Here is a 22,431-nt window from a genome sequence, read left to right as displayed (position 1 = left end):
TTCGAATAACCTTTATTATTTAAAATGGAAGAAATAAAAGACTTGCCTCAGTTATCAGCTGCAGAATTACGTGTATTGGGATCCTTATTGGAAAAATCCAAGACTACTCCAGAATATTATCCAATGACTATCAATAGTTTACAATCGGCTTGTAATCAGAAAACATCCCGTAAACCTGTTGTATCGTATGATGAAAATACAATTATAACAACCTTAGATTTGTTAAAAAAAAGAGGCTTGGTTTCCACGGTAGTCGGAGGAGGTAGTCGTGTTACTAAATATAAGCATAATTTGGCCATTCATTTTCCCTTGCTTCCTTCCGAATTAGCTGCATTATGCCTTCTTATTTTACGTGGCCCGCTTACAGCTGGCGAAATTAACAGCAATTCAGGTAGACTATACGAATTTGAAACACTAGACGAAGTGCTGGAGCTATTGAATAAATTGAGTATAGATGAACCTCCTTATGTTAAACAGTTACCTAAGCGTCCTGGTCAAAAAGAAGCGCGATTTGTTCATCTATTTGGGGAAGTAAATGAAGAAGACTACGATTTACCGCAGATCGCGAATCATAATGATTCACAGGTTCAGGCATTGGAAGACAAAGTAGCTATCCTTGAAGAGCAATTGCATGCACTACGGACGGAGTTTGATAAGTTAATAGCGGAATTAACATAATAAGTTGATGTTACTATTCGCAATGGTGGCTGAGGACCGAAGGAAAATTCAGCTACATTTGGAATAATAATAGTATATAAATATGATTAGAAATATATTATTGGGCTGTATCTTGCTCTCTGTCTGCACTTTCAGTAATGCACAGACATTTACTTTGCAGGTTCAGAAGGATAGCGTTAGTTTTCGTGGATTAGATACATTTGGAGAGGATGTAATATGGGTTTCGGGCAGTAAAGGGACCGTTGGGTATTCAAAAGATACCGGGAGGACCTGGAATTGGGTCAACCCGCAAGGCTATGGAGAAGTAGACTTTCGGGATATCAAAGCTTTTTCAGCGAAGGAGGCTGTTACCGTAAGTGCAGGCACACCGGCAGTGATTCTTAGGACGACAAATGGTGGAAAATCATGGGAAAAGGTGTTTTATGATAATCGACCGGAAGTATTTTTTGATGCGATGGATTTTGAGGGTAAGATAGGATACGTTTTAGGTGATCCACTGGATGGTAGTTTTCAGTTACTTAAATCAACCAACAAGGGTAAATCCTGGAAAGATATCAGCAACCAGATGTACCTCATTGCAGACAAAGGTGAAGTAGCTTTCGCTGCTTCCGGATCTTCTATTCAATTATTGAACGGCGTATTATATGTTGGCACTGGTGGCACATATTCCAGTCTTTTCAACTATGATCCTAAAAATTTGCGTGTCGATAAATTTGACTGCCCCATTTGGTCCGGAATTTCCTCTGCGGGGATATTCGCTGTCGATTTTTACGATCAGCTTAACGGGATAGTTGTCGGAGGCGATTATTTACAGGATAGCGATAATAGAAATAACGTGTTGATTACTCAGGATGCCGGTAAAAATTGGATTAAACCTCAGATACCCGTCTATGGCTATAGATCCGATGTTTTATTTGTTACAAAAATGACTTTGATTGCGACGGGAACATCCGGAACAGATTTGTCTACTGATGGTGGGATGAATTGGAAAAATATTTCTACACTAGGTTTCAATACAATAGCGAAGAGTAAATCAGGAAAACATGTATATTTAACCAATTCAAAAGGTCAGATATACACGTTACAACTCAATTGAACTTTAATGATAATACCTATTTGAGATTCATAGAGTCTGCAGTTTAATGATTAGGCATGAGTTCGTTCTTCAAAAATACCTGAAATTAAAAATAATGCTTGGGTTAGCTCGGTATTATCGTATGTGAAGAATAATATTTTTCTTTTGATTAAACTCAAAGGTGTCATTTATTTTGTTACCTAAAAGTACCTGACCTATTGGAGAAGCTGGAGAAACAACAAAAATTGACGTTCCGGACACAGTAATCGCTCCTATACTAATGGATAAAAAATAAATAGCATTATTAGTTGTAATGACACTGCCTAATAATACCTCTTCATGATGGAGATCCGGGTCTATTTGCAGAAGTACATTTTTGTCTGCATTCGCATTCTTCAATTGAGACTGGTAACGGTTAAGATCTTGTTGAATCATTTCCCGACTAGTTTCATATTTATCCCCTGCACTACTTTTCGTTTCTTCTGTTAACGCATATTGTGCATCATCTATAGCTTTATTGATTTCCTGTATCCTACTCTGCACATGTTCAAAACAAACATCCACAATTTCCCTTTTAGTTGGTATTTCCATATCAGTATTTAAAATAAAAGCGTCAACATATCTGTGTTGACGCTTTTTATAACAAAATCCAGTACAATTTAGAGTACTAATTTTTTAATGCTTCTTTGATATTTTTAGCCTTTCTTTCTACGTCTTTTGCAGCCTTATTGGCGGCTTCTCCTGTTTTATCAACGGCTTTATCGATTGCTTGTCCTGTTTTATCAGCCGCCCTCTTAGTAGCCTCAACTGCGGTGTCAATTCCCTTACCGGTTGCATCGGCAGCCCTTCCCAAAGCAACTTTAGTTTTCTCCCAAGCTGTATTTGCTTCGTCCAATGCCTTTTTGGATGTCTCTTCCGCTTTTTTGTCACCTTTTTTTACTGCAACATCTAAATCCGCTTTAGCCTGGTTTACTTTTGCTTCAGCATCGGCAAGGTCTTCTTCCGTCTGTACATGCATATATGCTGCATGTTCATCAATAGTTTCCAATGTATGATCCAAATGTTCCCCGGCAGTAGTATGGCCATCATGATTTTTATCTGTTGATGACGGATTGTTGCATGCCGAGAAAGTCAGTCCGCCGGCAACAAAAACTAATAATGCAAATCTTTTCATTTTTACCTCAATTTCGTTAATAAGTTATGAATAAGATTAACAGTACGCAATTTCTATGCCAGCGCCATTAGGATGTTATTTACTATAAATGGTACCTTTTGCAGCTTCAAGCGTGTTTTTTAGCAGACCTACAATGGTCATTAATCCTACTCCGCCGGGTACAGGTGTAATCCACGAAGATTTTTTAGAAACTTCGTCAAAATCCACATCTCCATAGAGCTTAAAACCTGATTTTGTTTCAGCAGAATCTTCCCTATTAATACCGACATCTATCACTATTGCACCTTCTTTAACCATATCAGCTGTCACAAAATTCTTTTTTCCAATTGCAGCTACAACGATATCAGCTCTTAACACTTCGGCTTTAAGATCTTTAGTACGGCTATGTGTAAGTGTTACGGTACAGTTTCCCAGATTGCTATTGCGGGCCAATAGGATACTCATTGGTGAGCCTACAATATTACTACGCCCAACTACAACGGCATGCTTACCGGAAGTATCTATTCCATAGTGGTCTAACATCAATAGAATACCATATGGGGTAGCGGGAATAAAACAAGGTAGATTACGTTGCATACGACCTAAGTTTATCGGATGAAAGCCATCGACATCTTTCTTGTAATCGATCGCTTCTGTTACCTTTTCAGGATCAATATGCTTTGGTAACGGGAGCTGTACAATCAAACCATCGATGCTATCATTTTTGTTTATTTCAGCTATTTTAGCCAACAGTTCCTCTTCTGTAACATCCGCTTCATAACGAATATTTGTCGATTCAAATCCTACTAATTCGCAATTACGCATCTTGCTGGCTACATAGGTTTCACTCCCCCCGTCATTTCCAACCAGAATAGCGACTAAATGAGGTTTGCGACCGGCGTGAGCAGTAAACTCTGCCGCCTGTTTCTTAATATCTTCTTTAATTTTAGCTGATACTTCTTTTCCGTTTAGTAATTTCATCTCTTATAATTGTAGTGCTGAGGAGATTATATTAATCTAATTTTAAAACTGCCATGAATGCCGATTGTGGAATTTCTACATTTCCAACTTGACGCATGCGCTTTTTACCTTTTTTCTGTTTTTCCAATAATTTGCGTTTACGGGAAATATCTCCACCATAACATTTCGCTGTTACGTCTTTACGTAACGCAGAGATCGTTTCCCTGGCAATTATTTTCGCACCTATAGATGCTTGGATGCGAATCTCAAATTGCTGACGCGGTAACAGTTCTTTTAGTTTTTCACAGATCTTTTTACCAAAATCATAGGCATTACTGCGGTGAATTAAGGACGATAATGCATCTACAGGTTCATCATTCAAACGAATGTCCAATTTCACCAAATCCGATTTCCGGTATCCTATCTGATGGTAATCAAAAGATGCATATCCTTTAGAAATCGTTTTCAGTTTGTCGTAAAAATCAAATACAATCTCCCCCATTGGCATTTCGAATACAAGTTCTACCCTGTCCGAAGTCAAATAGGATTGATTGATAATGGTACCTCTCTTTTGAATACAAAGGGACATCACCGGACCGACAAAATCGGCCTTCGTGATAATATTTGCTTTAATATAAGGTTCTTCTATCGCGTCTAATTTACTTGGATCCGGAAGATCCGACGGATTGTGAACCACTACCTCCTCATTATCTTTCGTTAAATACGCACGATAAGATACGTTGGGCACGGTTGTAATAACCGTCATATTAAATTCACGTTCCAGACGTTCTTGGATAATCTCCATGTGCAACATACCCAAGAATCCACAGCGGAAGCCAAATCCAAGTGCGGCAGAAGATTCCGGTTCGAAAACCAATGACGCATCATTTAACTGTAACCGATGCATGGATTCGCGCAACTCCTCATAGTCTTCCGTATCAACAGGATAAATTCCCGCGAATACCATAGGCTTTACCTCTTCAAATCCCTGTATCGCTGTAGCACAAGGACGATCTCTGTGCGTAATCGTGTCACCAACTTTTACTTCGCGCGCTTCTTTTATCCCGGATATAATATACCCTACATCTCCTGTCTTAATGACATCTTTTGGAACTTGAGTTAACTTTAACGTACCGATTTCATCTGCTGCATATTCTTTTCCAGTAGCTACAAATTTAACTTTGTCGCCTTTACGTATCTCGCCATTTTCGACTTTAAAATAAGCCATAATTCCGCGAAAAGAATTGAATACAGAGTCAAAAATCAATGCTTGCAATGGTCCCTCCGCGTCGCCTACAGGAGCAGGTACACGTTCAATGATCGCGGTAAGGATATCTTCAATACCCATCCCCGTCTTACCCGATGCAGGAATAATATCTTCACGTTTTCCGCCGATCAGCTCCACAATTTGATCTTTTACCTCTTCTGGCATTGCACCAGGTAAATCCATCTTATTTAAGATGGGAATAATCTCTAAATCATGTTCTAAGGCCAGATATAAGTTTGATATCGTTTGGGCTTGTATACCTTGGGCAGCATCCACAATCAAAAGAGCACCTTCACAGGCGGCAATGGAACGGGAAACCTCGTACGAAAAATCAACGTGTCCCGGGGTATCAATGAGGTTTAAAATGTAATTCTGTCCATCCTTAACATATTCCATTTGGATGGCATGGCTTTTTATCGTAATTCCACGTTCTCTTTCTAAATCCATATCATCCAAGAGCTGTGCTTGCGCTTCTCTTTGGGTAATGGTTTTTGTAAATTCCAATAGTCTATCTGCCAGCGTACTCTTTCCGTGGTCAATATGTGCTATAATACAAAAATTGCGTATATGCTTCATGTAGGTTTTTTGCCTTCTATAAATAAATGGCAAATATACTTTATTTCATGTAGATTTTTTTACATTATTAATAGGTTATTTATACAGACTTAAAGGACAAACATTGTCAGGTGATATTATCCTTCTGTCGATGAAGAGTGATATTTGGTTCTTTTAAATGAAATCAAAAAGATACCAAGTGGATAAAATAGTATAAGACAGTGATATTCAACATATATCACTGTCTTATAGAAATTAAATATTAAAGCTCCTCATCGTGTTGCGAACGATCTAATCCTAAAACTTCGTCGTCTTCAACAACGCGAATAGGACTGATTACATCGGTGATTTTCAACAAAAGAAGTGAACCGAAAAAGGCAAAAACGGAAACCACAACTAGTGCGACTAAGTGTGCAACAAATAATTCAGTCTCACCAAAGAACAAACCGTTCGTCGTTACTGCCGGATTTACAGCCGAATTAGCGAATACACCGGTAAGTATCATTCCCACCATACCACCTACACCGTGACAAGGAAATACATCTAATGTATCATCAATTCCTTTTTTCGCTCGCCAGGTAACAACCAAATTACTAATGATCGCCGCTACAACCCCAATAAAAATAGAGTGTTGGATCGTTACAAACCCTGCTGCCGGTGTGATAGCCACAAGTCCTACTACAGCACCTATACACGTTCCCATAGCTGAAGGTTTCTTGCCTTTTAGAATGTCGAAAAATATCCAAGATACTGCTGCAGCGGCAGAAGCTGTAGTCGTAGTGGCAAAGGCATATGCGGCCAATGTATTCGCTCCACCTGCAGAACCGGCATTAAAGCCAAACCAGCCAAACCACAGAAGAGCTGTTCCCAGAATTACATAACTGATACGTGCCGGATTATGGATTAAGTCTTTTCTTTTTTTCAAGTACAATGCTGCAGCCAATGCTGCCCAGCCGGCAGACATGTGAACGACTGTGCCTCCGGCAAAATCTAAAACACCGAAAGCAGCCAATATTCCTTCCGGATGCCATGTGGCGTGTGCTAGAGGCGAATAGATAAAGATAGAAAACAAAAGAATGAAGATCATAAAAGAATTGAATTTCACTCGCTCGGCAAATGCTCCGGTAATTAGAGCCGGTGTAATAATCGCAAATTTGAGCTGAAACATCGCAAAAAGCACAATTGGAATTGTTGGTAATGCTCCCCATGAAGCATTCCCTAGCATTCCCTTCATCATAAAAAAGGTGCTCGGATTTCCAATAACCCCTCCTATATCATCTCCAAACGCTAAACTGAATCCGAACAGGACCCATAACAAAGTAATAAGACACATACAGATGAACGACTGCAGCATCGTAGAAATTACATTCTTCTTGCTAACCATTCCTCCATAAAAGAATGCGAGTCCCGGTGTCATGATGAGAACTAATGCGGAGGAAGTCAGCAGCCATGCTGTGTCACCTGTGTCTAATTCCAACGTCTCTAATAAAGACACCTCTGTTGCCGGAACCAGAAGACCTAATAAAGTCAACAACAGTAACAATAAAATAGGGATTGTTTTTTTCATAATTTAATTTTTTTTAACAAGTAAATAAGCAATTCAACAAAAAACACAAATTTTAAGAACTATTTTTTCAGGTATTAATTGAAAAACATTCAAATTTATGTTGATTTTTTTGATAATTCCAAATTTATTATTCAAAAAAGTTAAAAATTTATTAAAAAAGTATTTTTTAATAAAAAATTATCATACTTTTACCTTAAATAAAACAAAAATCATTACATAAAACACAAATTAATACCAAATTATATTAATTTAAAAAGAAAATTCATTTAGATTTTATGTTTTTATAATATTTTTACATTTTAAAATAACAAAACATGAAAAATTTAAACCTAATTACAGTTTCAGTGTTACTATTGTCAATAAATATCGTCACTTTGAAAGCCCAAGAGGGAAATACCGTCGGAGGGTTGGAGATTTTTGGATCTGTTGACACTTATTTTAAGTATGATTTCGACAAACACACGAATATCAGCAGCTCCGGATTTACAGGTGACCATAACTCAGTATCCTTGGGGATGATAGATCTAGGCTTAAGAAAGTCGGTCGGAAAAGCATCGTTTTTGGGAGAAGTTTCTTTTGGTCCGCGTGGACAATACAGGTCATTACTCAATGGAGATGGAGATCCTGACAACGGAGATAATAGCTTCCATATCCAAAATTTAGCTGTTTCATATAGTCTTACCGATAAATGGTCTGTCGATGCGGGGTTCATGGGTACTTTTGTTGGGTACGAAGTCATCTCGCCGAGTGCTAACTTCCATTATTCTACCTCCTATTTATTTGGTGCAGGCCCTTTCCAAAATGCAGGTATCAAAACTTCTTATAGCTTTACAGACAATATCCAATTGATGGTAGGGTTATTTAACGACTGGAACGAGTATCAAGATTTAAACGGTGTGTCTCATTTTGGGTCACAGCTCGCATATAGTCCTACAGAAAATTCAAGTTTATACCTTAATTTCTTAACAGGAATTTCCGAGGGTGGCGAAACCGCTTATACGTCTGGAACTTTGATAGATTTAGTCGGCAGTTATTCATTTTCAGACAAAGTATCGTTGGGTTTGAATGCGGCAGATTATACCCAAGCGGCAGAAGGGGGCTATTCAGGAGTTGCCATTTATCCGCAATATAACTTTACCGAAAACATCGCAGTTGGCGCAAGAGCAGAATATTTCAAAGTCAAAGATGTAGAGGATGTTAAAGGAGATGATTACACGTCATTCACTTTATCTGGTAATTTCAAGCACAATGGGTTTGCTTTTATTCCGGAAATAAGATTCGATAACAGCAATAACGATGTGTTTCTAAAATCAGATTTAGTAACACCTAAAAAGAATGCTGCTCAATTCTCTTTAGCACTAGTTTATAGTTTTTAATAAATTTCGCTTTATTCACAAATTATGTAGAGGATTTTGGAATATTCCAAAATCCTCTTTTTTTATAAAGTATATCATTTATATAAAATTATGTAACAAACGTTGTATGGATTTGTTGAGTTTTGTAATATCATCAACGAGTCCTTATCATGGAGAACAAGCATATATATCACGTATCCGGTATGACCTGTAATGGTTGCCGTACCAACGTAGAAAAGAAATTAAACGAAATTCCAGGAGTGCAAGCACAAGTTAAGCTGGAAACCGGCGAAGCAGAAGTACAGCACAACAGCGAAGTCAATTTATCTTTATTACAACAGAAAGTAGCAGAATTAGGTGGTCATTATGAATTACATGCCGAAAAAAAAGATGCTGATAACAAACAGCTACACGCGCCAAATAGACAATACACTGATCTAAAATTATCGACACATCAACCCGGAAAATACTACTGTCCGATGATGTGTGAAGGCGATAAAGTCTACGATGAGTTCGGTTCCTGCCCCGTCTGTGGCATGAATCTGGAAAAGATACCCAATAACACGTTAAAAGTCACATTTTCATGTCCGATGCATCCGGAGATACAATCTGATAAACCGGGTAACTGTTCCATCTGCGGAATGGATTTAGTAGCCAATCAAACAACCGACGAAGAGGACGGGGTTTATCAAGATTGGAAGAGAAAACTGATCATCAGCATTGTTTTTACGCTACCTGTTTTTATACTTTCTATGGGTGATATGTTGCCGGGGAATCCATTAAGTAAAATCATTCCACCCTATATCAATGGTTGGATCCAATTATTTCTTACGTTGCCGGTATTTTTTTATACGGGATGGACGTTTTTCATACGGGGATGGAACTCTTTCAGAACCTGGAATCTCAACATGTTCAGTCTAATCAGTTTAGGCACCACTGCTGCTTTTATTTTCAGTGCTGTAGCACTATTATTTCCTGCTCTACTACCTACTGAAATGCTTTCCCACCATGGCCACGCACCGTTATACTTTGAATCGGTTTGCGTTATCATCACCTTGGTAATATTGGGTCAATTAATGGAAGCCAAAGCACATTCTAAGACAAATTCAGCGATCAAGGAGTTGGTAAAACTCACTCCAGCCGAAGCGATATGGGTAAAAGAAGGGAAAGAAGAGAAGATTGCCGTTTCCGATGTACAAAAGGATTATATCCTACGGGTTCGTCCGGGAGATAAAGTTCCTATTGACGGCGTTATTATCGAAGGAAATGCAACGATCGACGAATCGATGATCACAGGGGAATCCATTCCTGTTGAAAAAAAAACAGGGGAATATGTAATCGGTGGAACAATCAACGGAAACCATAGTTTCCTCATGCAAACAAAACAAATAGGAAACGAAACCTTGCTCGCACAGATTATTCAACTCGTTAATGATGCCAGCCGGAGCCAAGCTCCCATCCAAAAATTGACAGATAAAGTTTCGCGTATTTTTGTACCCATTGTCATCCTCATCGCAGTATTGACGTTCGTTGGTTGGTTGTTTACTGGTCTTGAGGACCGGTTTGCTTACGCTGTTACAAATGCGCTGGCAGTTTTAATTGTGGCCTGTCCTTGTGCATTAGGCTTAGCAACTCCTATGTCTGTGATGGTAAGTGTAGGTAAAGGAGCTAAAAATGGTGTATTGATCAAAAAAGCGGCAGCACTTGAACTTTTACATAAAGCAAATGTACTCGTAGTTGATAAGACAGGTACTATTACAGAAGGAAAACCTCGGGTTACGTCCTACAAAGGTACCCCACAATTTAAAGATGAAGATATATTACAATTAGCTGCCTCAATTAATAAACACAGTTCTCATCCATTGGCTCAGGCGATGGTCGACATGGCAAATGAAAAAGGTCAAACTTTTATCGATATCAACAATTTCCATAATATTACAGGCAAAGGTGTTGCAGCTAATGCTTTTCATATTAAAGCGTTATTGGGCAATGAAATGTTGTTAAAAGACAATGACGTTGCTATTCCTGTGGGTATGATGACAACAGTAGAAGATCTTCAGGCACTCGGAAACAGCGTATCCTTTCTTGCAATAGACGGCACCTGTGCCGGTTATATTGCAGTAAGGGATAATATCAAACCGGAAGCAAAGAGCAGTATCCAACATGTTCAACATCAGGGTATAGAGGTGATGATGTTAACAGGTGATAATGCACTTACTGCACGTGTAATCGCCGAAGAAGTTGGTATTAGAGAATACAAAGCCCGTTTACTTCCCCAGGACAAGCTAGCAATCATTAAAGAACTTCAAGACGAGGGCAAGATTGTCGCTATGGCGGGGGATGGTATAAATGACGCTCCGGCCTTGACGCAGGCTCATGTCGGAATCGCCATGGGAAGCGGTACGGATATTGCCATTCAAAGTGCGGATATCACGTTGCTCAAAGGAGAGTTAAAAGGTGTTTCCAAAGCATTAGCACTTAGTCGCGCCATGATGACCAACATTAAACAAAACCTTATTTTTGCTTTTATGTATAATGTGATCGGCATTCCTGTTGCCGCGGGGATTCTTTATCCTATATTTGGTATACTGATGTCTCCTATGCTTGCCGCCTTAGCAATGAGTTTAAGTTCGGTGTCGGTAATCTTAAATTCATTACGCCTGAACATAAAAAAACTAGAGTAAATTACGTGGCGGCACAACACTAGGGTATCGTAGCAACTGGTATTCAGTTAATTCTATGGCTCTGAATAAAAATTTGCTTAAATGATCCGGTAAAAACACTACATTTCCGTTGTAAATAATTTGCTTTTATACGCAATTATAATTGCGTATAAAAGCAAATATATTTAAGTTTATCCCTTATTACATTCCGAAATGAAGTTATACAGCATAGATACCGGATTTTTTAAATTAGATGGGGGAGCAATGTTTGGTGTCGTCCCGAAGGCTATTTGGCACAAGTCTAATCCCGCAGATGACAAAAACCTCTGCACTTGGGCAAATCGCTTATTGTTGATTGAAGATGGAAAACGCTTGACGTTAGTGGATACTGCAATTGGCGACAAACAGGACGATAAATTCTTTAGCCATTACTACTTACATGGTGATGCGACACTAGATTCATCTTTAGCAAACTATGGTTTTCACCGCGATGATATTACCGATATACTATTGACACATCTTCATTTTGATCATTGTGGAGGTGCCATACGACGTGAGGGTGATCGGTTAGTCCCTGCATTTAAAAACGCCCATTATTGGAGTAATGAAAAACATTGGGAATGGGCAATAAATCCTAATCCGAGGGAAAAAGCTTCATTTTTGAAAGAAAATATTCTCCCGATTCAAGAAAGTGGTCAGCTAAAATTCCTAAAAGAAGATGAACGGTACGACAATAATATTGCCATTCGCATAGCGAATGGTCATACGGAATCTATGATGTTGCCGCAAATCGAATACAAGGAAAAAACAATCCTTTATATGGCCGATCTGTTGCCATCTGTCGGACATATCCCTCTTCCATATATAATGAGTTATGATACCCGTCCGCTCACTACAATGCAAGAACGCCAATCTTATTGGCAAGAGATTGTGGATCGAGAATATATACTTTTTTTCGAACACGACTCAGTTAATGAATGCTGTACGCTGCAACATACCGAGAAGGGTATCCGGGTTAAAGATATATTTAAACTGAGCGATATATAAATTGTCGCTATTACAAGAGAAAAACGATTATTGTCGTGTTTGCGCTTCGCGCATCGGATTATCTCCAACAGATTCGCCTCGTGTATTTTGCTGCTGTCTAAACAACTCAAACTTAGACGGTTGATACTGCCGTGGCCAAGTATTGTTGTTTTCGTCTATGTCTGCTGTTTCTCGATAAGGATCTATACGAATGGATTTCACCTCTTTACGCTTGGCGAACACTTTTTGTACCTGATTTTCATTCTTACGCCAGATATAAGCTGGTATATTTTCGATTTCTTTTGTGCCGTCCATATAATTCCACTCTACAATGATTGGCATCACTAAGCCTCCCAGGTTACTGAAGGTCAGTTCATAGAATGTAATTTTTCCATCTACGATTTCTTTTTCCTGACTGCTCAATTTTGAATAAAAGTCGTCGTATTCTTTCTTTTGTTTTGGTGTCACCTCAAATCGGTCCCATTTATTGTAAAAATCCAATAGTAATGTATCTTTATCTACCAAATATTCCAAATGTTGGGCTAAATTGCGTTGTCGGGAGATATTATTCAGATCGTTTTCATACTCTATTTTATTTTGTTGTTGGATATGTTCGGGATGAAAATTCATCTGATAGGATAGTACGTTATCCAAGGAAATATCTACAACATCAGTTTCAAAAAACCATCCTCTCCAAAACCAGTCAAGATCTACTGCTGATGCATCTTCCATAGTCCGGAAAAAATCAGCTGGTGTTGGATGCTTGAACGCCCATCTTTTTGCATATTCCTTAAAAGCAAAATCAAACAAGGCTCTTCCCATAACAGTTTCTCTTAGAATATTTAATGCAGTAGCTGGTTTAGCATAGGCGTTGGGGCCAAATTGTGCAATATTTTCCGAATTGGTCATGATGGGCTCTAATTGATCTTTCGGAAGCTTCATATAGTCTGTTATTTTATGTGCCGGACCTCTTCTGGAGGGATAATCTTTTTCCCATTCCTGTTCAGTCAGATACTGTACAAACGTATTTAATCCTTCATCCATCCAAGTCCATTGACGTTCATCCGAATTGACAATCATTGGAAAGAAATTATGGCCTACTTCATGAATGATTACACCAATCATACCGTATTTCGTGGCCTCTGAATAGGTGCCGTACTCGTCTGCACGACCGTAATTGAAACAGATCATCGGATATTCCATTCCATTGGCGGCCTCTACCGAAATGGCTACGGGATAAGGATAAGGTATGGTATATTTGGAATAGACTTTTAGGGTATGTGCAACGACTTTTGTCGAATAACGTCTATACAGTGGATATGCTTCCGGTCCATAATATGACATCGCCATGGGTTGGTTGTTTTCAACTCCCTCTCTTACTTTCATCGCATCCCATATCAGTCGTCGTGAGGAAACGAATGCAAAATCACGCACATTCTTAGCTTCATAAATCCACGTCTTTTTGGACTTGGATTTCTTCGTCATCGCATCCTTTGCTTCTTCCAGTGTTACTATTTCTATTGGTTCTTCCGCGACTTGTGATTTTTTCCAACGGGTAAGCTGCTGTGCTGTCAATACTTGCGGGTAATTTTGACATTCACCGGTAGAACCGACAATATGATCTGCAGGAACGGTGATATTAACTTTATAATCGCCAAATACCAGCGCAAACTCCCCTCTTCCTGTAAATTGTTTATTTTGCCACCCTTGAAAATCAGAATAAACTGCCATTCGAGGATACCATTGCGCTATCGTATATAGGTAATTGGAATCTTCGGCAAAATACTCATACCCTGCTCTTCCGCCTTCTTCTATCCTATTGTTTATCTTAATATCCCAATCAATTTTGAATACAAATTTAGATCCTGGTTTCAGCGGCGTCATCAAATCGATACGCATCATGGTATAATTTATGGTGTAAGGAAGTTCCTTACCTGCCACATCAACAACCTTTTTTATTTTTACACCATAGCCCTTTTCTGTAGGTACTAATTTATTCAATTGTTCGACAGACATTCTGGCACGCAGCGAACTTTCATCGAATCGCTTGTTCTCTGCATCATCCGCATGTTCATTATCGTCCAATTGCAACCAGAGGTATGATAAGGGATCTGGCGAATTATTAAAATACGTGATGGTTTCCGATCCCGTCAATACCTGATTTTCATCGTCTATTTCAACATCTATCACATAATCCGCTTTCTGTTGCCAATACATAGCGCCAGGAGCTCCAGATGCTGTACGGAAAATATTTGGATCTGTAACCAAAGTACCCAGTTGTTCGAATTTATTACCGTGATTCGACCCTGAATTATTGCGTATCTGCGCATTTAGTAGTGCGCACCATCCCACTATACAGCATGTGAGAATATATTTTAAGATTGAATAGTTCATGTGCAATTAATTTATTTAAGTATATGTTTTCAATTGCATTCATGAGCTCGCAAGCTCGGCTTGCTTTTTAATGTCCTTATGGAATACCCATGTGTATTTGCACATTGGAAATAGGAGTATTTCATATAGGAAAACGATCTAATGCCATCATGAAAGATATACCTACTACTGCTGAAGAAAGAAAAAAACTCCAGTCTCTCTTCTTTACTTTAAATAAACTTATCATTATTACACCTAATACTATGACGACAAAAACGACGATTAATTGTCCAAATTCTAATCCTATATTAAAAGATAACAACGGCCATACTATATTAGCTCCTTTACCTAATAAAGAGCGCAAATAGGTAGAAAAACCAAGACCATGTATTAAACCAAAAACCAGTGTCATCGTATACAAAAGACTGGTATTTCCTGCTTTATTTGATCGGAAAAGATTGGTCAAAGCTATAAACAGAATAGTAATAGGGATAAGAAATTCTATCCACGAAGTATTTGCTTTTACGATGTTGAACACTGCTAAAGCCAATGTAAGCGAATGCCCTACTGTAAAGGCTGTCACTAACCACAAAATACGTTTCCAATCTTTTAAGGCGTAGCTACAACATAAAACCAATACAAACAAAATGTGATCGTATCCATTCAAATCAAGAATATGTTGCCAACCTAATTGAAAATATATCCAAAAATCCTGCATTAATTTTAGGTGTTAAACTTAAGAAATACAATATTACAATTTTTTATGTTTGGTTGGTCGAAGAAATTGTATTTTTGAAGAGTAGCTAATGAAGATATTACGAAATCAAATAAAGATATATTTGTCCTTAATCTTGGCAGGAATTTGCTTATTTACCTATGCGCATCCTTTTTATGTTTCCATTATCAATATTGCATACTCTTCTTCTAAAAAGAAAATTGAAATCTCCGCTCGAATATTCTATGATGATTTGGAATTAGCTTTAAATCATGACGGAAACACTAACTTGAATATCCTGAAACCACAACGGAAGGAAAGTATAGACTCTGCAATATCAGCATACTTCGAGAAGTATTTAAGGGTCTCTACCAATGGCAAGATACAAGTATTAAACTATGTCGGTTACGAAATAGAAGATGAAGTGGCATGGTGTTATTTCGAAGTCCCTCAACTTCAGCCGCTGAAAAAATTGGAAATATATACCCGAATGCTCTATAATAACTTCAAAAACCAATCCCATATTTTTCATGCAACGGTAGACGGACTGCGCCAAAGTACAAAGATTGACAATCCGAAAAGTTTTGTCAAAATGGAATTCTGATTTTAAACCCAATTTATAAGGGCTTCCCCTATTATTCTCCCTCTAATTCTTCAAATTTTTCGAAATCCAACTGCGCCCCGACCATATCTCCCAACCGCTCTTTTAAGGCTCCTCTATATTGATATAGATCTGAATAATAAGGGTTAATTGTTATAGCTTTATTATAATCAGCCAAAGCTGCATTTAGATTATGATTGCGTTCAAATACATCTGCCCGCAATGTATAAATGTAAAAATCATCGGGAATGAGTTCGGTTAATGTAGAATAATCTGCAAGAGCAGCTTCTAAATTATTTTGGGACTCATAAAACTGGGCACGTTCTTCATATACGGCTACATTTGAAGAATCGATACGAAGGGCACGCTCAAAGTCGGCTAATGCCTGTTCATGCTCGCGTATTGCGACAAATAATTTTCCCCGATACAGATGAGCTGTAGCAGATGCCTTCTCTACTGCTATCGCACTGTTAAAATCCTGAAGCGCCAAATCGTAACGCAACATCCGAAGATAAACTGCACCTCTAGCTATATATAGATCCACATTGTTCGTTTCCAACGAAATAGCCGTCGTATAGTCAACAATAGCCTCACTGTACTTAAAATGTTGTACCAACAACAAGGCCCGGTTGATGTATGGCTGAAGTTGTGCTGGATTTCTTTTTATTTCCGTATCTAACTCCAACAGCTCTTCCCCTTCGAGCATTTCCCCTTCATTTTCTCTCCACTCAAGATAATTATGATAGTTAAAGTCCAACCGCTTGGCGACTTGATAATCATAAAATGCACCTTCGTCATCTCCAAGCACAGTGTTAACCAGGGATCGGCAGGCATAGAAAAACGGAAGTTCATTAAATAAAGAGATAGCATGTGAATAGATAGCTAGTGCAACATCATATTTTTGATTTTGCCAGGCGACCAAACCTTCAATTGCTAATGCCTCCCCTTCACTATGGGGATTTACGTCCGAAATTGCTGATCCGGGTGCGTAAGAATCCGGAAAATATCCGCTACTGGGTAATGTATAAAATGAATTCTGATTTAATTTCATGATAATTATTTAATGGTGACCGGTGACTGGTAATTTGTGACTGGTAACTAATCACTAACCTCTAATTACTAATCACCAAAATACCGTTTTACAATGCGAAGTTTATGAGAGTATCGGTTCACATCAGCATTAAATATACCCAGACTATCCATTTTATCAATCCGAACCTTCCCTGCCGCATGAATGATCGTTTCATGGTCTATCATTACACCGACATGGACAATTCTTCCTTCTTCATTATCAAAGAATGCCAAATCTCCCGCTTTTATTTCCGGCAAAAAATCGACTATGATGCCGTCTTCGGCTTGCTGCCAGGCATCTCTTTTGAGAAATACACCAAAATGTTTATAGATAATCTGGCTAAAGCCAGAACAGTCAATACCAGCGCTTGATCGTCCTCCCCACATATATGGACTGTCTAAATAATGTGCAATTAGTTTCGGAAATTCCTTTTCAAAATCTGTCAACGTAGGATTACGGGTTTTCCCTTCAATACGATACAGCTCGTCTCCTATTCCTAATTCCGGACTAGATACGGTGGTCCCATGTACTAAACGGATAGATTTACCGCTACTTTTAGCAATTGCACCCTCCAAATCCACTATGTAGTTTTTATTATTGGTGCTTTGATGAATATATACGTATTGACTATTTTGAATCCACCCTTCATAATTGACGGTAAATAACCGGATACGGTCGAAGTCTTTTCCCTCTTCTAAAACTTCAAACTCTTCTCCAAACAAAATCTGTGTGACCATTTCACTACAATGTGAGGGCTCTGCTCGAAGGGGGACGATACTTAAATTACAGCTGGCTACACGCATGATGAATATTATAGTTAAAACAAAACTATTACAAATAATGTTCTATATGCGAATATAATTCTAAAAACGGTAAAAATTATGGCTAAGCTGAGATTCCAGAGAATATTATTAGCGGTGGACGATACGCCATGTTCGCTAAAGGCAATAGAATATGCCAAGGATATAGTAGAAGAATTTAATTCTTCTATAGCACTTATTACTGTTATACCTCCAACTTCTCCGGCAAGCTATGGAGCTGATCCGTTATTGGGGCAACAACCTATAGTAGTGCCAGAAGTGTCCGAATTGCAACAAAAATCTGCTCAGGACTACCTCGATAACCTGGCCCTAGATTTTTCATCTGCTTCGGAAGTCTTTGTCTTTACCCGAATTGGCTCCGTGAGGGAAGAAATACTCCTTGCTGCTCATGAATGGGAGGCAAAACTCATTATATTGGGTTCGAATGGCCGAACAGGATTCGATCACTTCATATCAGGAAGTGTATCTGAATCTGTTATTCGAAAAGCAGAATGTCCTGTATTAGTAATTCCGGGTAAATGTGAATAGTAACTTATTGTTTGATAAGGCGGGCGGCAAACATACTGTCTGCTTTATCTTCGTATCCCTTGATAACTTCCCAACGATCTAATTTCAAGCCCAATTCATTCACCATATAATCTACCGCATTTTCGTTTTCTTCTTTGAAAACGGAACACGTTATATAGGTCAATACGCCACCGGGTTTCAGATGTCGTACAACATGCTTTGCAATGTTTCGTTGTAAATCCGAAAATTCAGCTAATTGATTGACTGAAAACTGTTGAATCATCTCCGGGGTTCGTCCCCAGGTACCCGAACCCGTACATGGAGCATCTAGTATGATACCATCAAATAGCTCATTACCTAATATGGATGTGGTATCTTTTGTAAGATCGATTACTTTTTTACGATAGTCCTGCCGAATATTAGCTTTTTGAAAACGCTCATCCAAATTCCGTAGGATAGACATCCGAATATCCGAGACCAATAAATGTGTTTTGGGGTATTTGTCTAAAAACAGCAAAGCTTTTCCTCCGGAAGCGGCGCAGGCATCCCACCAACTTTGATTTGGCAACGCTTCGATAAACTGAATTGTTCTTTGAGATGATAAATCTTGAACCTCGTATTTGCCTTCCAATCTAACCAGTTGTTGTAGTTTTGTGCCATTCGGCAATGCAAGAGTTTGTAGTCCAATTTCTTCGAATGCAAAATTTACGTTCTCCAATTCGGATTTCACTTCCTTTTCAAAACCCCGCTTGATACGGATAAATAAATTAGGTTGCGTAAAAAAACTAGCGATAAAAGCTTCCTTTTCAATGTTCTCAGTTATATATTCCGAAAAGGGAAAGACATCACCAAGTTGAAAATTAAACTTTTCGAACAGCACCTTAATTTTATCAGTAACCGAAGATCCCATCGTGGCAAGTAGATCTGGATATACAAGTACAACTAACTCCGAATGTGTTTCACAGAGATATTCTGCCAAGGCTAAGCGTTCGATAGCGGGTAAGTCAGCTTTGGCCTTCCCGATACGGAAATAATTATAGCAAAAACGGGAAGTCATCCTTCTGTCAGATGACCCCATTTGCTTATTCTCTTTAAAAAATCGTGTTAGATATCGAGCGAATGGTTCGGTGTTAGAGAAACCGTTTAATGCTTTTTCAAAACTGCGAACCTGCTGATTTATGCGTCTTTCGTTAACTTCCATAGTCCTAACGAAGGTCAAATGAGTTGCCGGTATATACCTGAATAGAGACAGCATCATTGGAAAATCCCCAAGTATCATTATGCTTAAACTTATAAGCACTATATAAACCGCTAAACGGTTCCGTAATCAAATGATCTTGAAGGTTTTTACCATATTTGTCGATTAACCCTCCGAAATAAATCGCCGCGTCATATCCTTTGTATGAATTATCTGAAGGGTTGACACCAAATTGGGTATAATAAGTTTCCCTGAAGGCCTTAGCTTTTGCAGACCAACTCTTTAAATGGCTTTCGGAAGTGATCGTTGGCGTATAATTTGAAAAACCAGGATATACGTCAAAGTCGTAACGAGACCACAGTGGATGACCAAAAAGCTTAAAGGAATAATAGTCTTCCTTCACTTTAAGATCTAGATTACCCAGTAATGTTTTTATTTGAAATTTATCCGTTGAACCTGTTACGATTAAATTCGTACCTGTAGCTGAAAGTTTTTCATTCATCTCTGCTATAGAAGATACAGAATAAATTTCGACTACAGATTTTGATTGCTTTATTGCCGTCAACATTCCATTTAAGAACTGTTTACCGTCTGCATCTGAAGTATTGTATATAATAATTACATCTCCTGACCTATATTGCCGGGCGACCTCTAACGCAATTGCATTGATATGTGAGCGTATTGGGGGAGTCAATGAAACTAAGTTTGGCAGATTAAACTCCGTAGGCATAGTAGCGGCCAATGGATTGATCTGCAAGACTTCTTTATTAACCAGATTAGCACCAAAAGTTTTGATTTCTTTAGGATATACAGGGCCAACAATTAGTGATGCTTCTCTTACATCCTCAGATTGAGCTAATGTGGCATTTTGGAAATCATCATCTTTTGAATCCAATACGTTTAAGTAAAAATTCGAACCTTTGCCTGCTAACTCCTCTAATCCAAGTTGAAAACCCTGATAAAAGTCTAAAGCTAAAGCAGAGCGCTTTATATCGGTATCTATTAGTGATTCACCCGAAATTTGATGTAATTGAAAAGGTAACACTAATGAGATAATTCTACCAACGTACTTCGCACTTCTCTTCCCTGATTCGTCCGCATTTTCATCTTCGGCTACTTTGTCTTCTGCTACATTCGGGATCTTGACATCTTTGCCTCCTATATTGCCTTGATAATCGGGAGAACGGAGTACACCTCGTTTAGGCGCACATGAAGAAACAAATAATATACACGCAAAAGCAAATAAAAAACTAAAGTTTTTCATTTTTTTATTCCCACTCAATAGTTGCCGGTGGTTTTGAACTGACGTCATATACAACTCTGTTGATTCCTTTAACATGATTAATTATTTCATTCGAAATCTTAGCCAGTAGATCATAAGGTAAGTGAATCCAGTCTGCGGTCATCCCATCCAATGAACCTACGGCACGTAATGCGACAACATGTTCATACGTACGTTCATCTCCCATTACACCTACTGATTGTACAGGCAAGAAAATTGTTCCTGCTTGCCAAACTTTATCATACCAGCCCGATTCTTTTAAGTTACGGATATAAATGTCATCAGCTTCCTGCAAAATTCGTACCTTTTCTTCTGTGATATCTCCTAATACCCGAATTGCTAAACCCGGCCCAGGGAAAGGATGTCTGCCTAAAATAGTGGAGTCTACGCTTAGTGTCTTTCCAACCCGACGAACCTCGTCTTTAAATAAAGTTTTTAAAGGTTCTACTACCTTTAACTTCATATAATCAGGCAGTCCTCCTACATTGTGATGCGATTTGATCGTTGCCGATGGCCCCTTGACCGAAATAGATTCGATGATATCCGGATAGATGGTACCTTGTCCCAGCCACTTCGCCTCTGCTCCTTCAGGAAGTTCTTTTTGTATTTCCTTTGATGCTTCATCAAAAACATCTATAAAAGAAGCCCCTATGATCTTTCTTTTTTGTTCGGGTTCGGATACTCCTGCTAACCGAGAGAAAAACAATTCTTTGGCATTTACACCTTTGATATTAAGCCCCATGTTCTTGTACGAGTCCAATACCTGTTCGTATTCTCCTTTTCGAAGTAAGCCATGATCTACGAAAAAGCAATGCAATCGATCGCCAATGGCATGATGTAATAATACAGCGGCAACAGTAGAATCTACTCCTCCGGATAGTGCCATAATCACGTGATCCGTACCCAACTGTTGTTTTAATTCCGAAACGGTAGTCTCTACAAAAGACTCTGAAGTCCAGTCTTGTGAACAACCACAGATATCAACAACGAAATTCTTGATTAACATCTGTCCATCTGTACTATGTGTCACTTCAGGATGAAATTGAATACCATACGTGTTGGTTCCTTCAATGTGATATGCTGCTACACGTACCTTGTCTGTACTTGCAATAATATTAAAGTTTGAAGGAACTTCTTTAATCGTGTCGCCATGTGACATCCATACTTGAGATTGTATAGGAACGCCTTTCAATAAATCATTCTCTTGATTGACAAATTGCAAATTCGCACGGCCATATTCACGGATTTCTGAAGGCAATACTTCTCCACCGGATTTCTGAGCAAGGTATTGTGCTCCATAACAAACGCCTAATAACGGAAAACGATCTTGAATACTTTCAAAATCAATCTGAGGTGCATCTTCCTGCCTAACTGAATACGGACTTCCGGAAAATATAACACCCTTCACGTTATTATCAAATTCAGGAAGATTGTTAAATGGATGAATTTCACAATAGACATTTAGTTCACGGACACGACGCGCGATTAGCTGTGTATACTGAGAACCGAAATCAAGAATAATTATTTTTTCAGACATGTCGCAAAGTTACAATTTAGCGTTGT

The 22,431-nt window shown here is 38.6% G+C and carries 19 protein-coding genes; 7 read left to right on the top strand and 12 right to left on the bottom strand.

What is annotated here, in order from left to right; genetic code table 11:
- The first annotated feature begins 24 nt into the window (after positions 1 to 24).
- Together E4F24_RS08170 and E4F24_RS08165 are read left to right on the top strand one after the other, a co-directional pair.
- Entirely contained in the window at positions 25 to 678 is a 654-nt protein-coding gene (locus E4F24_RS08170) for a YceH family protein (RefSeq protein WP_140938204.1), read from the top strand.
- 82 nt (positions 679 to 760) lie between these two features.
- Positions 761 to 1,774 (top strand): WD40/YVTN/BNR-like repeat-containing protein, encoded by a 1,014-nt coding sequence (locus tag E4F24_RS08165; protein WP_140938203.1) that lies wholly within the window; start codon positions 761 to 763, stop codon positions 1,772 to 1,774.
- A 114-nt stretch (positions 1,775 to 1,888) separates the two neighbouring features.
- Here E4F24_RS08165 and E4F24_RS08160 read toward each other — a convergent pair whose 3' ends face one another.
- The 5 genes from E4F24_RS08160 to E4F24_RS08140 all read right to left on the bottom strand — a co-directional run bounded on the left by E4F24_RS08160 (position 1,889) and on the right by E4F24_RS08140 (position 7,255).
- On the bottom strand, positions 1,889 to 2,344 hold the full coding sequence (locus tag E4F24_RS08160; RefSeq protein WP_140938202.1) for a 3-oxoacyl-ACP synthase: 456 nt from the start codon (positions 2,342 to 2,344) through the stop codon (positions 1,889 to 1,891).
- A gap of 76 nt (positions 2,345 to 2,420) precedes the next feature.
- Entirely contained in the window at positions 2,421 to 2,927 is a 507-nt protein-coding gene (locus E4F24_RS08155) for a hypothetical protein (RefSeq protein WP_140938201.1), read from the bottom strand.
- Between the two features lie 75 nt (positions 2,928 to 3,002).
- Complete coding sequence (locus tag E4F24_RS08150) at positions 3,003 to 3,887, bottom strand: bifunctional 5,10-methylenetetrahydrofolate dehydrogenase/5,10-methenyltetrahydrofolate cyclohydrolase (protein WP_140938200.1); 885 nt, start codon at positions 3,885 to 3,887, stop codon at positions 3,003 to 3,005.
- A gap of 31 nt (positions 3,888 to 3,918) precedes the next feature.
- Positions 3,919 to 5,709: a translation elongation factor 4 gene (gene lepA, locus E4F24_RS08145; protein WP_140938199.1), complete on the bottom strand. Its 1,791-nt coding sequence runs from the start codon at positions 5,707 to 5,709 to the stop codon at positions 3,919 to 3,921.
- Between the two features lie 241 nt (positions 5,710 to 5,950).
- A complete protein-coding gene (locus tag E4F24_RS08140) occupies positions 5,951 to 7,255 on the bottom strand; it encodes an ammonium transporter (protein ID WP_140938198.1) in 1,305 nt (434 codons plus the stop codon).
- Between the two features lie 314 nt (positions 7,256 to 7,569).
- On the opposite strand from E4F24_RS08140, the gene E4F24_RS08135 reads away from it, so the two are divergent.
- The 3 genes from E4F24_RS08135 to E4F24_RS08125 all read left to right on the top strand — a co-directional run bounded on the left by E4F24_RS08135 (position 7,570) and on the right by E4F24_RS08125 (position 12,320).
- The gene (locus tag E4F24_RS08135) at positions 7,570 to 8,631 is read left to right on the top strand and encodes a porin (RefSeq protein ID WP_140938197.1); all 1,062 of its coding nucleotides are present in this window, start codon (positions 7,570 to 7,572) and stop codon (positions 8,629 to 8,631) included.
- A gap of 149 nt (positions 8,632 to 8,780) precedes the next feature.
- Positions 8,781 to 11,294, top strand: a complete 2,514-nt coding sequence (locus E4F24_RS08130; protein ID WP_140938196.1) for a heavy metal translocating P-type ATPase — start codon at positions 8,781 to 8,783, stop codon at positions 11,292 to 11,294.
- A 192-nt stretch (positions 11,295 to 11,486) separates the two neighbouring features.
- Complete coding sequence (locus E4F24_RS08125; RefSeq protein WP_140938195.1) at positions 11,487 to 12,320, top strand: MBL fold metallo-hydrolase; 834 nt, start codon at positions 11,487 to 11,489, stop codon at positions 12,318 to 12,320.
- A 27-nt stretch (positions 12,321 to 12,347) separates the two neighbouring features.
- Here the strand turns inward: E4F24_RS08125 and E4F24_RS08120 are convergent, their stop codons facing one another.
- A complete protein-coding gene (locus E4F24_RS08120; RefSeq protein ID WP_140938194.1) occupies positions 12,348 to 14,693 on the bottom strand; it encodes a M1 family metallopeptidase in 2,346 nt (781 codons plus the stop codon).
- 121 nt (positions 14,694 to 14,814) lie between these two features.
- Positions 14,815 to 15,390, bottom strand: coding sequence for a HupE/UreJ family protein (locus tag E4F24_RS08115; protein WP_140938193.1), 576 nt, complete (start codon positions 15,388 to 15,390; stop codon positions 14,815 to 14,817).
- Between the two features lie 88 nt (positions 15,391 to 15,478).
- Between E4F24_RS08115 and E4F24_RS08110 the strand changes: the two genes are divergently transcribed.
- Positions 15,479 to 15,991, top strand: coding sequence for a DUF6702 family protein (locus tag E4F24_RS08110; protein ID WP_140938192.1), 513 nt, complete (start codon positions 15,479 to 15,481; stop codon positions 15,989 to 15,991).
- Positions 15,992 to 16,022: 31 nt separating this feature from the next.
- Here the strand turns inward: E4F24_RS08110 and E4F24_RS08105 are convergent, their stop codons facing one another.
- Both E4F24_RS08105 and E4F24_RS08100 read right to left on the bottom strand, forming a co-directional pair.
- Complete coding sequence (locus tag E4F24_RS08105; protein ID WP_140938191.1) at positions 16,023 to 17,039, bottom strand: tetratricopeptide repeat protein; 1,017 nt, start codon at positions 17,037 to 17,039, stop codon at positions 16,023 to 16,025.
- A 68-nt stretch (positions 17,040 to 17,107) separates the two neighbouring features.
- Positions 17,108 to 17,863, bottom strand: coding sequence for a C40 family peptidase (locus E4F24_RS08100; RefSeq protein ID WP_140938190.1), 756 nt, complete (start codon positions 17,861 to 17,863; stop codon positions 17,108 to 17,110).
- A 78-nt stretch (positions 17,864 to 17,941) separates the two neighbouring features.
- Here E4F24_RS08100 and E4F24_RS08095 point away from each other — a divergent pair, with 78 nt between their 5' ends.
- On the top strand, positions 17,942 to 18,409 hold the full coding sequence (locus E4F24_RS08095; RefSeq protein WP_140938189.1) for a universal stress protein: 468 nt from the start codon (positions 17,942 to 17,944) through the stop codon (positions 18,407 to 18,409).
- A 4-nt stretch (positions 18,410 to 18,413) separates the two neighbouring features.
- Here E4F24_RS08095 and E4F24_RS08090 read toward each other — a convergent pair whose 3' ends face one another.
- Genes E4F24_RS08090 through guaA form a run of 3 tightly spaced genes read right to left on the bottom strand, consistent with a single transcriptional unit; the run spans position 18,414 to position 22,405 of the window.
- Positions 18,414 to 19,589: an RsmB/NOP family class I SAM-dependent RNA methyltransferase gene (locus E4F24_RS08090; RefSeq protein ID WP_140938188.1), complete on the bottom strand. Its 1,176-nt coding sequence runs from the start codon at positions 19,587 to 19,589 to the stop codon at positions 18,414 to 18,416.
- Between the two features lie 4 nt (positions 19,590 to 19,593).
- Positions 19,594 to 20,850 (bottom strand): hypothetical protein, encoded by a 1,257-nt coding sequence (locus tag E4F24_RS08085; RefSeq protein WP_140938187.1) that lies wholly within the window; start codon positions 20,848 to 20,850, stop codon positions 19,594 to 19,596.
- 4 nt (positions 20,851 to 20,854) lie between these two features.
- Positions 20,855 to 22,405, bottom strand: a complete 1,551-nt coding sequence (gene guaA / locus E4F24_RS08080) for a glutamine-hydrolyzing GMP synthase (RefSeq protein ID WP_140938186.1) — start codon at positions 22,403 to 22,405, stop codon at positions 20,855 to 20,857.
- Positions 22,406 to 22,431 lie beyond the last annotated feature (26 nt).

This window comes from Sphingobacterium lumbrici, assembly GCF_006476045.1.
In the GTDB taxonomy this organism is placed as follows: domain Bacteria; phylum Bacteroidota; class Bacteroidia; order Sphingobacteriales; family Sphingobacteriaceae; genus Sphingobacterium; species Sphingobacterium lumbrici.
The sequence above is the reverse complement of the archived record's forward strand: the minus strand, read 5'-3'. Positions and strand labels throughout refer to the sequence as shown.

Excerpts from the sequence above, each read along its gene's own strand:
- guaA (WP_140938186.1), bottom strand. The coding sequence starts at position 22,405 with ATGTCTGAAAAAATAATTATTCTTGATTTCGGTTCTCAGTATACACAG.
- E4F24_RS08105 (WP_140938191.1), bottom strand. The coding sequence starts at position 17,039 with ATGAAATTAAATCAGAATTCATTTTATACATTACCCAGTAGCGGATAT.
- E4F24_RS08115 (WP_140938193.1), bottom strand. The coding sequence starts at position 15,390 with ATGCAGGATTTTTGGATATATTTTCAATTAGGTTGGCAACATATTCTT.
- E4F24_RS08130 (WP_140938196.1), top strand. The coding sequence starts at position 8,781 with ATGGAGAACAAGCATATATATCACGTATCCGGTATGACCTGTAATGGT.
- lepA (WP_140938199.1), bottom strand. The coding sequence starts at position 5,709 with ATGAAGCATATACGCAATTTTTGTATTATAGCACATATTGACCACGGA.
- E4F24_RS08110 (WP_140938192.1), top strand. The coding sequence starts at position 15,479 with ATGAAGATATTACGAAATCAAATAAAGATATATTTGTCCTTAATCTTG.
- E4F24_RS08165 (WP_140938203.1), top strand. The coding sequence starts at position 761 with ATGATTAGAAATATATTATTGGGCTGTATCTTGCTCTCTGTCTGCACT.
- E4F24_RS08140 (WP_140938198.1), bottom strand. The coding sequence starts at position 7,255 with ATGAAAAAAACAATCCCTATTTTATTGTTACTGTTGTTGACTTTATTA.
- E4F24_RS08085 (WP_140938187.1), bottom strand. The coding sequence starts at position 20,850 with ATGAAAAACTTTAGTTTTTTATTTGCTTTTGCGTGTATATTATTTGTT.
- E4F24_RS08170 (WP_140938204.1), top strand. The coding sequence starts at position 25 with ATGGAAGAAATAAAAGACTTGCCTCAGTTATCAGCTGCAGAATTACGT.
- E4F24_RS08155 (WP_140938201.1), bottom strand. The coding sequence starts at position 2,927 with ATGAAAAGATTTGCATTATTAGTTTTTGTTGCCGGCGGACTGACTTTC.
- E4F24_RS08150 (WP_140938200.1), bottom strand. The coding sequence starts at position 3,887 with ATGAAATTACTAAACGGAAAAGAAGTATCAGCTAAAATTAAAGAAGAT.
- E4F24_RS08160 (WP_140938202.1), bottom strand. The coding sequence starts at position 2,344 with ATGGAAATACCAACTAAAAGGGAAATTGTGGATGTTTGTTTTGAACAT.
- E4F24_RS08125 (WP_140938195.1), top strand. The coding sequence starts at position 11,487 with ATGAAGTTATACAGCATAGATACCGGATTTTTTAAATTAGATGGGGGA.
- E4F24_RS08100 (WP_140938190.1), bottom strand. The coding sequence starts at position 17,863 with ATGCGTGTAGCCAGCTGTAATTTAAGTATCGTCCCCCTTCGAGCAGAG.
- E4F24_RS08090 (WP_140938188.1), bottom strand. The coding sequence starts at position 19,589 with ATGGAAGTTAACGAAAGACGCATAAATCAGCAGGTTCGCAGTTTTGAA.
- E4F24_RS08120 (WP_140938194.1), bottom strand. The coding sequence starts at position 14,693 with ATGAACTATTCAATCTTAAAATATATTCTCACATGCTGTATAGTGGGA.
- E4F24_RS08135 (WP_140938197.1), top strand. The coding sequence starts at position 7,570 with ATGAAAAATTTAAACCTAATTACAGTTTCAGTGTTACTATTGTCAATA.
- E4F24_RS08095 (WP_140938189.1), top strand. The coding sequence starts at position 17,942 with ATGGCTAAGCTGAGATTCCAGAGAATATTATTAGCGGTGGACGATACG.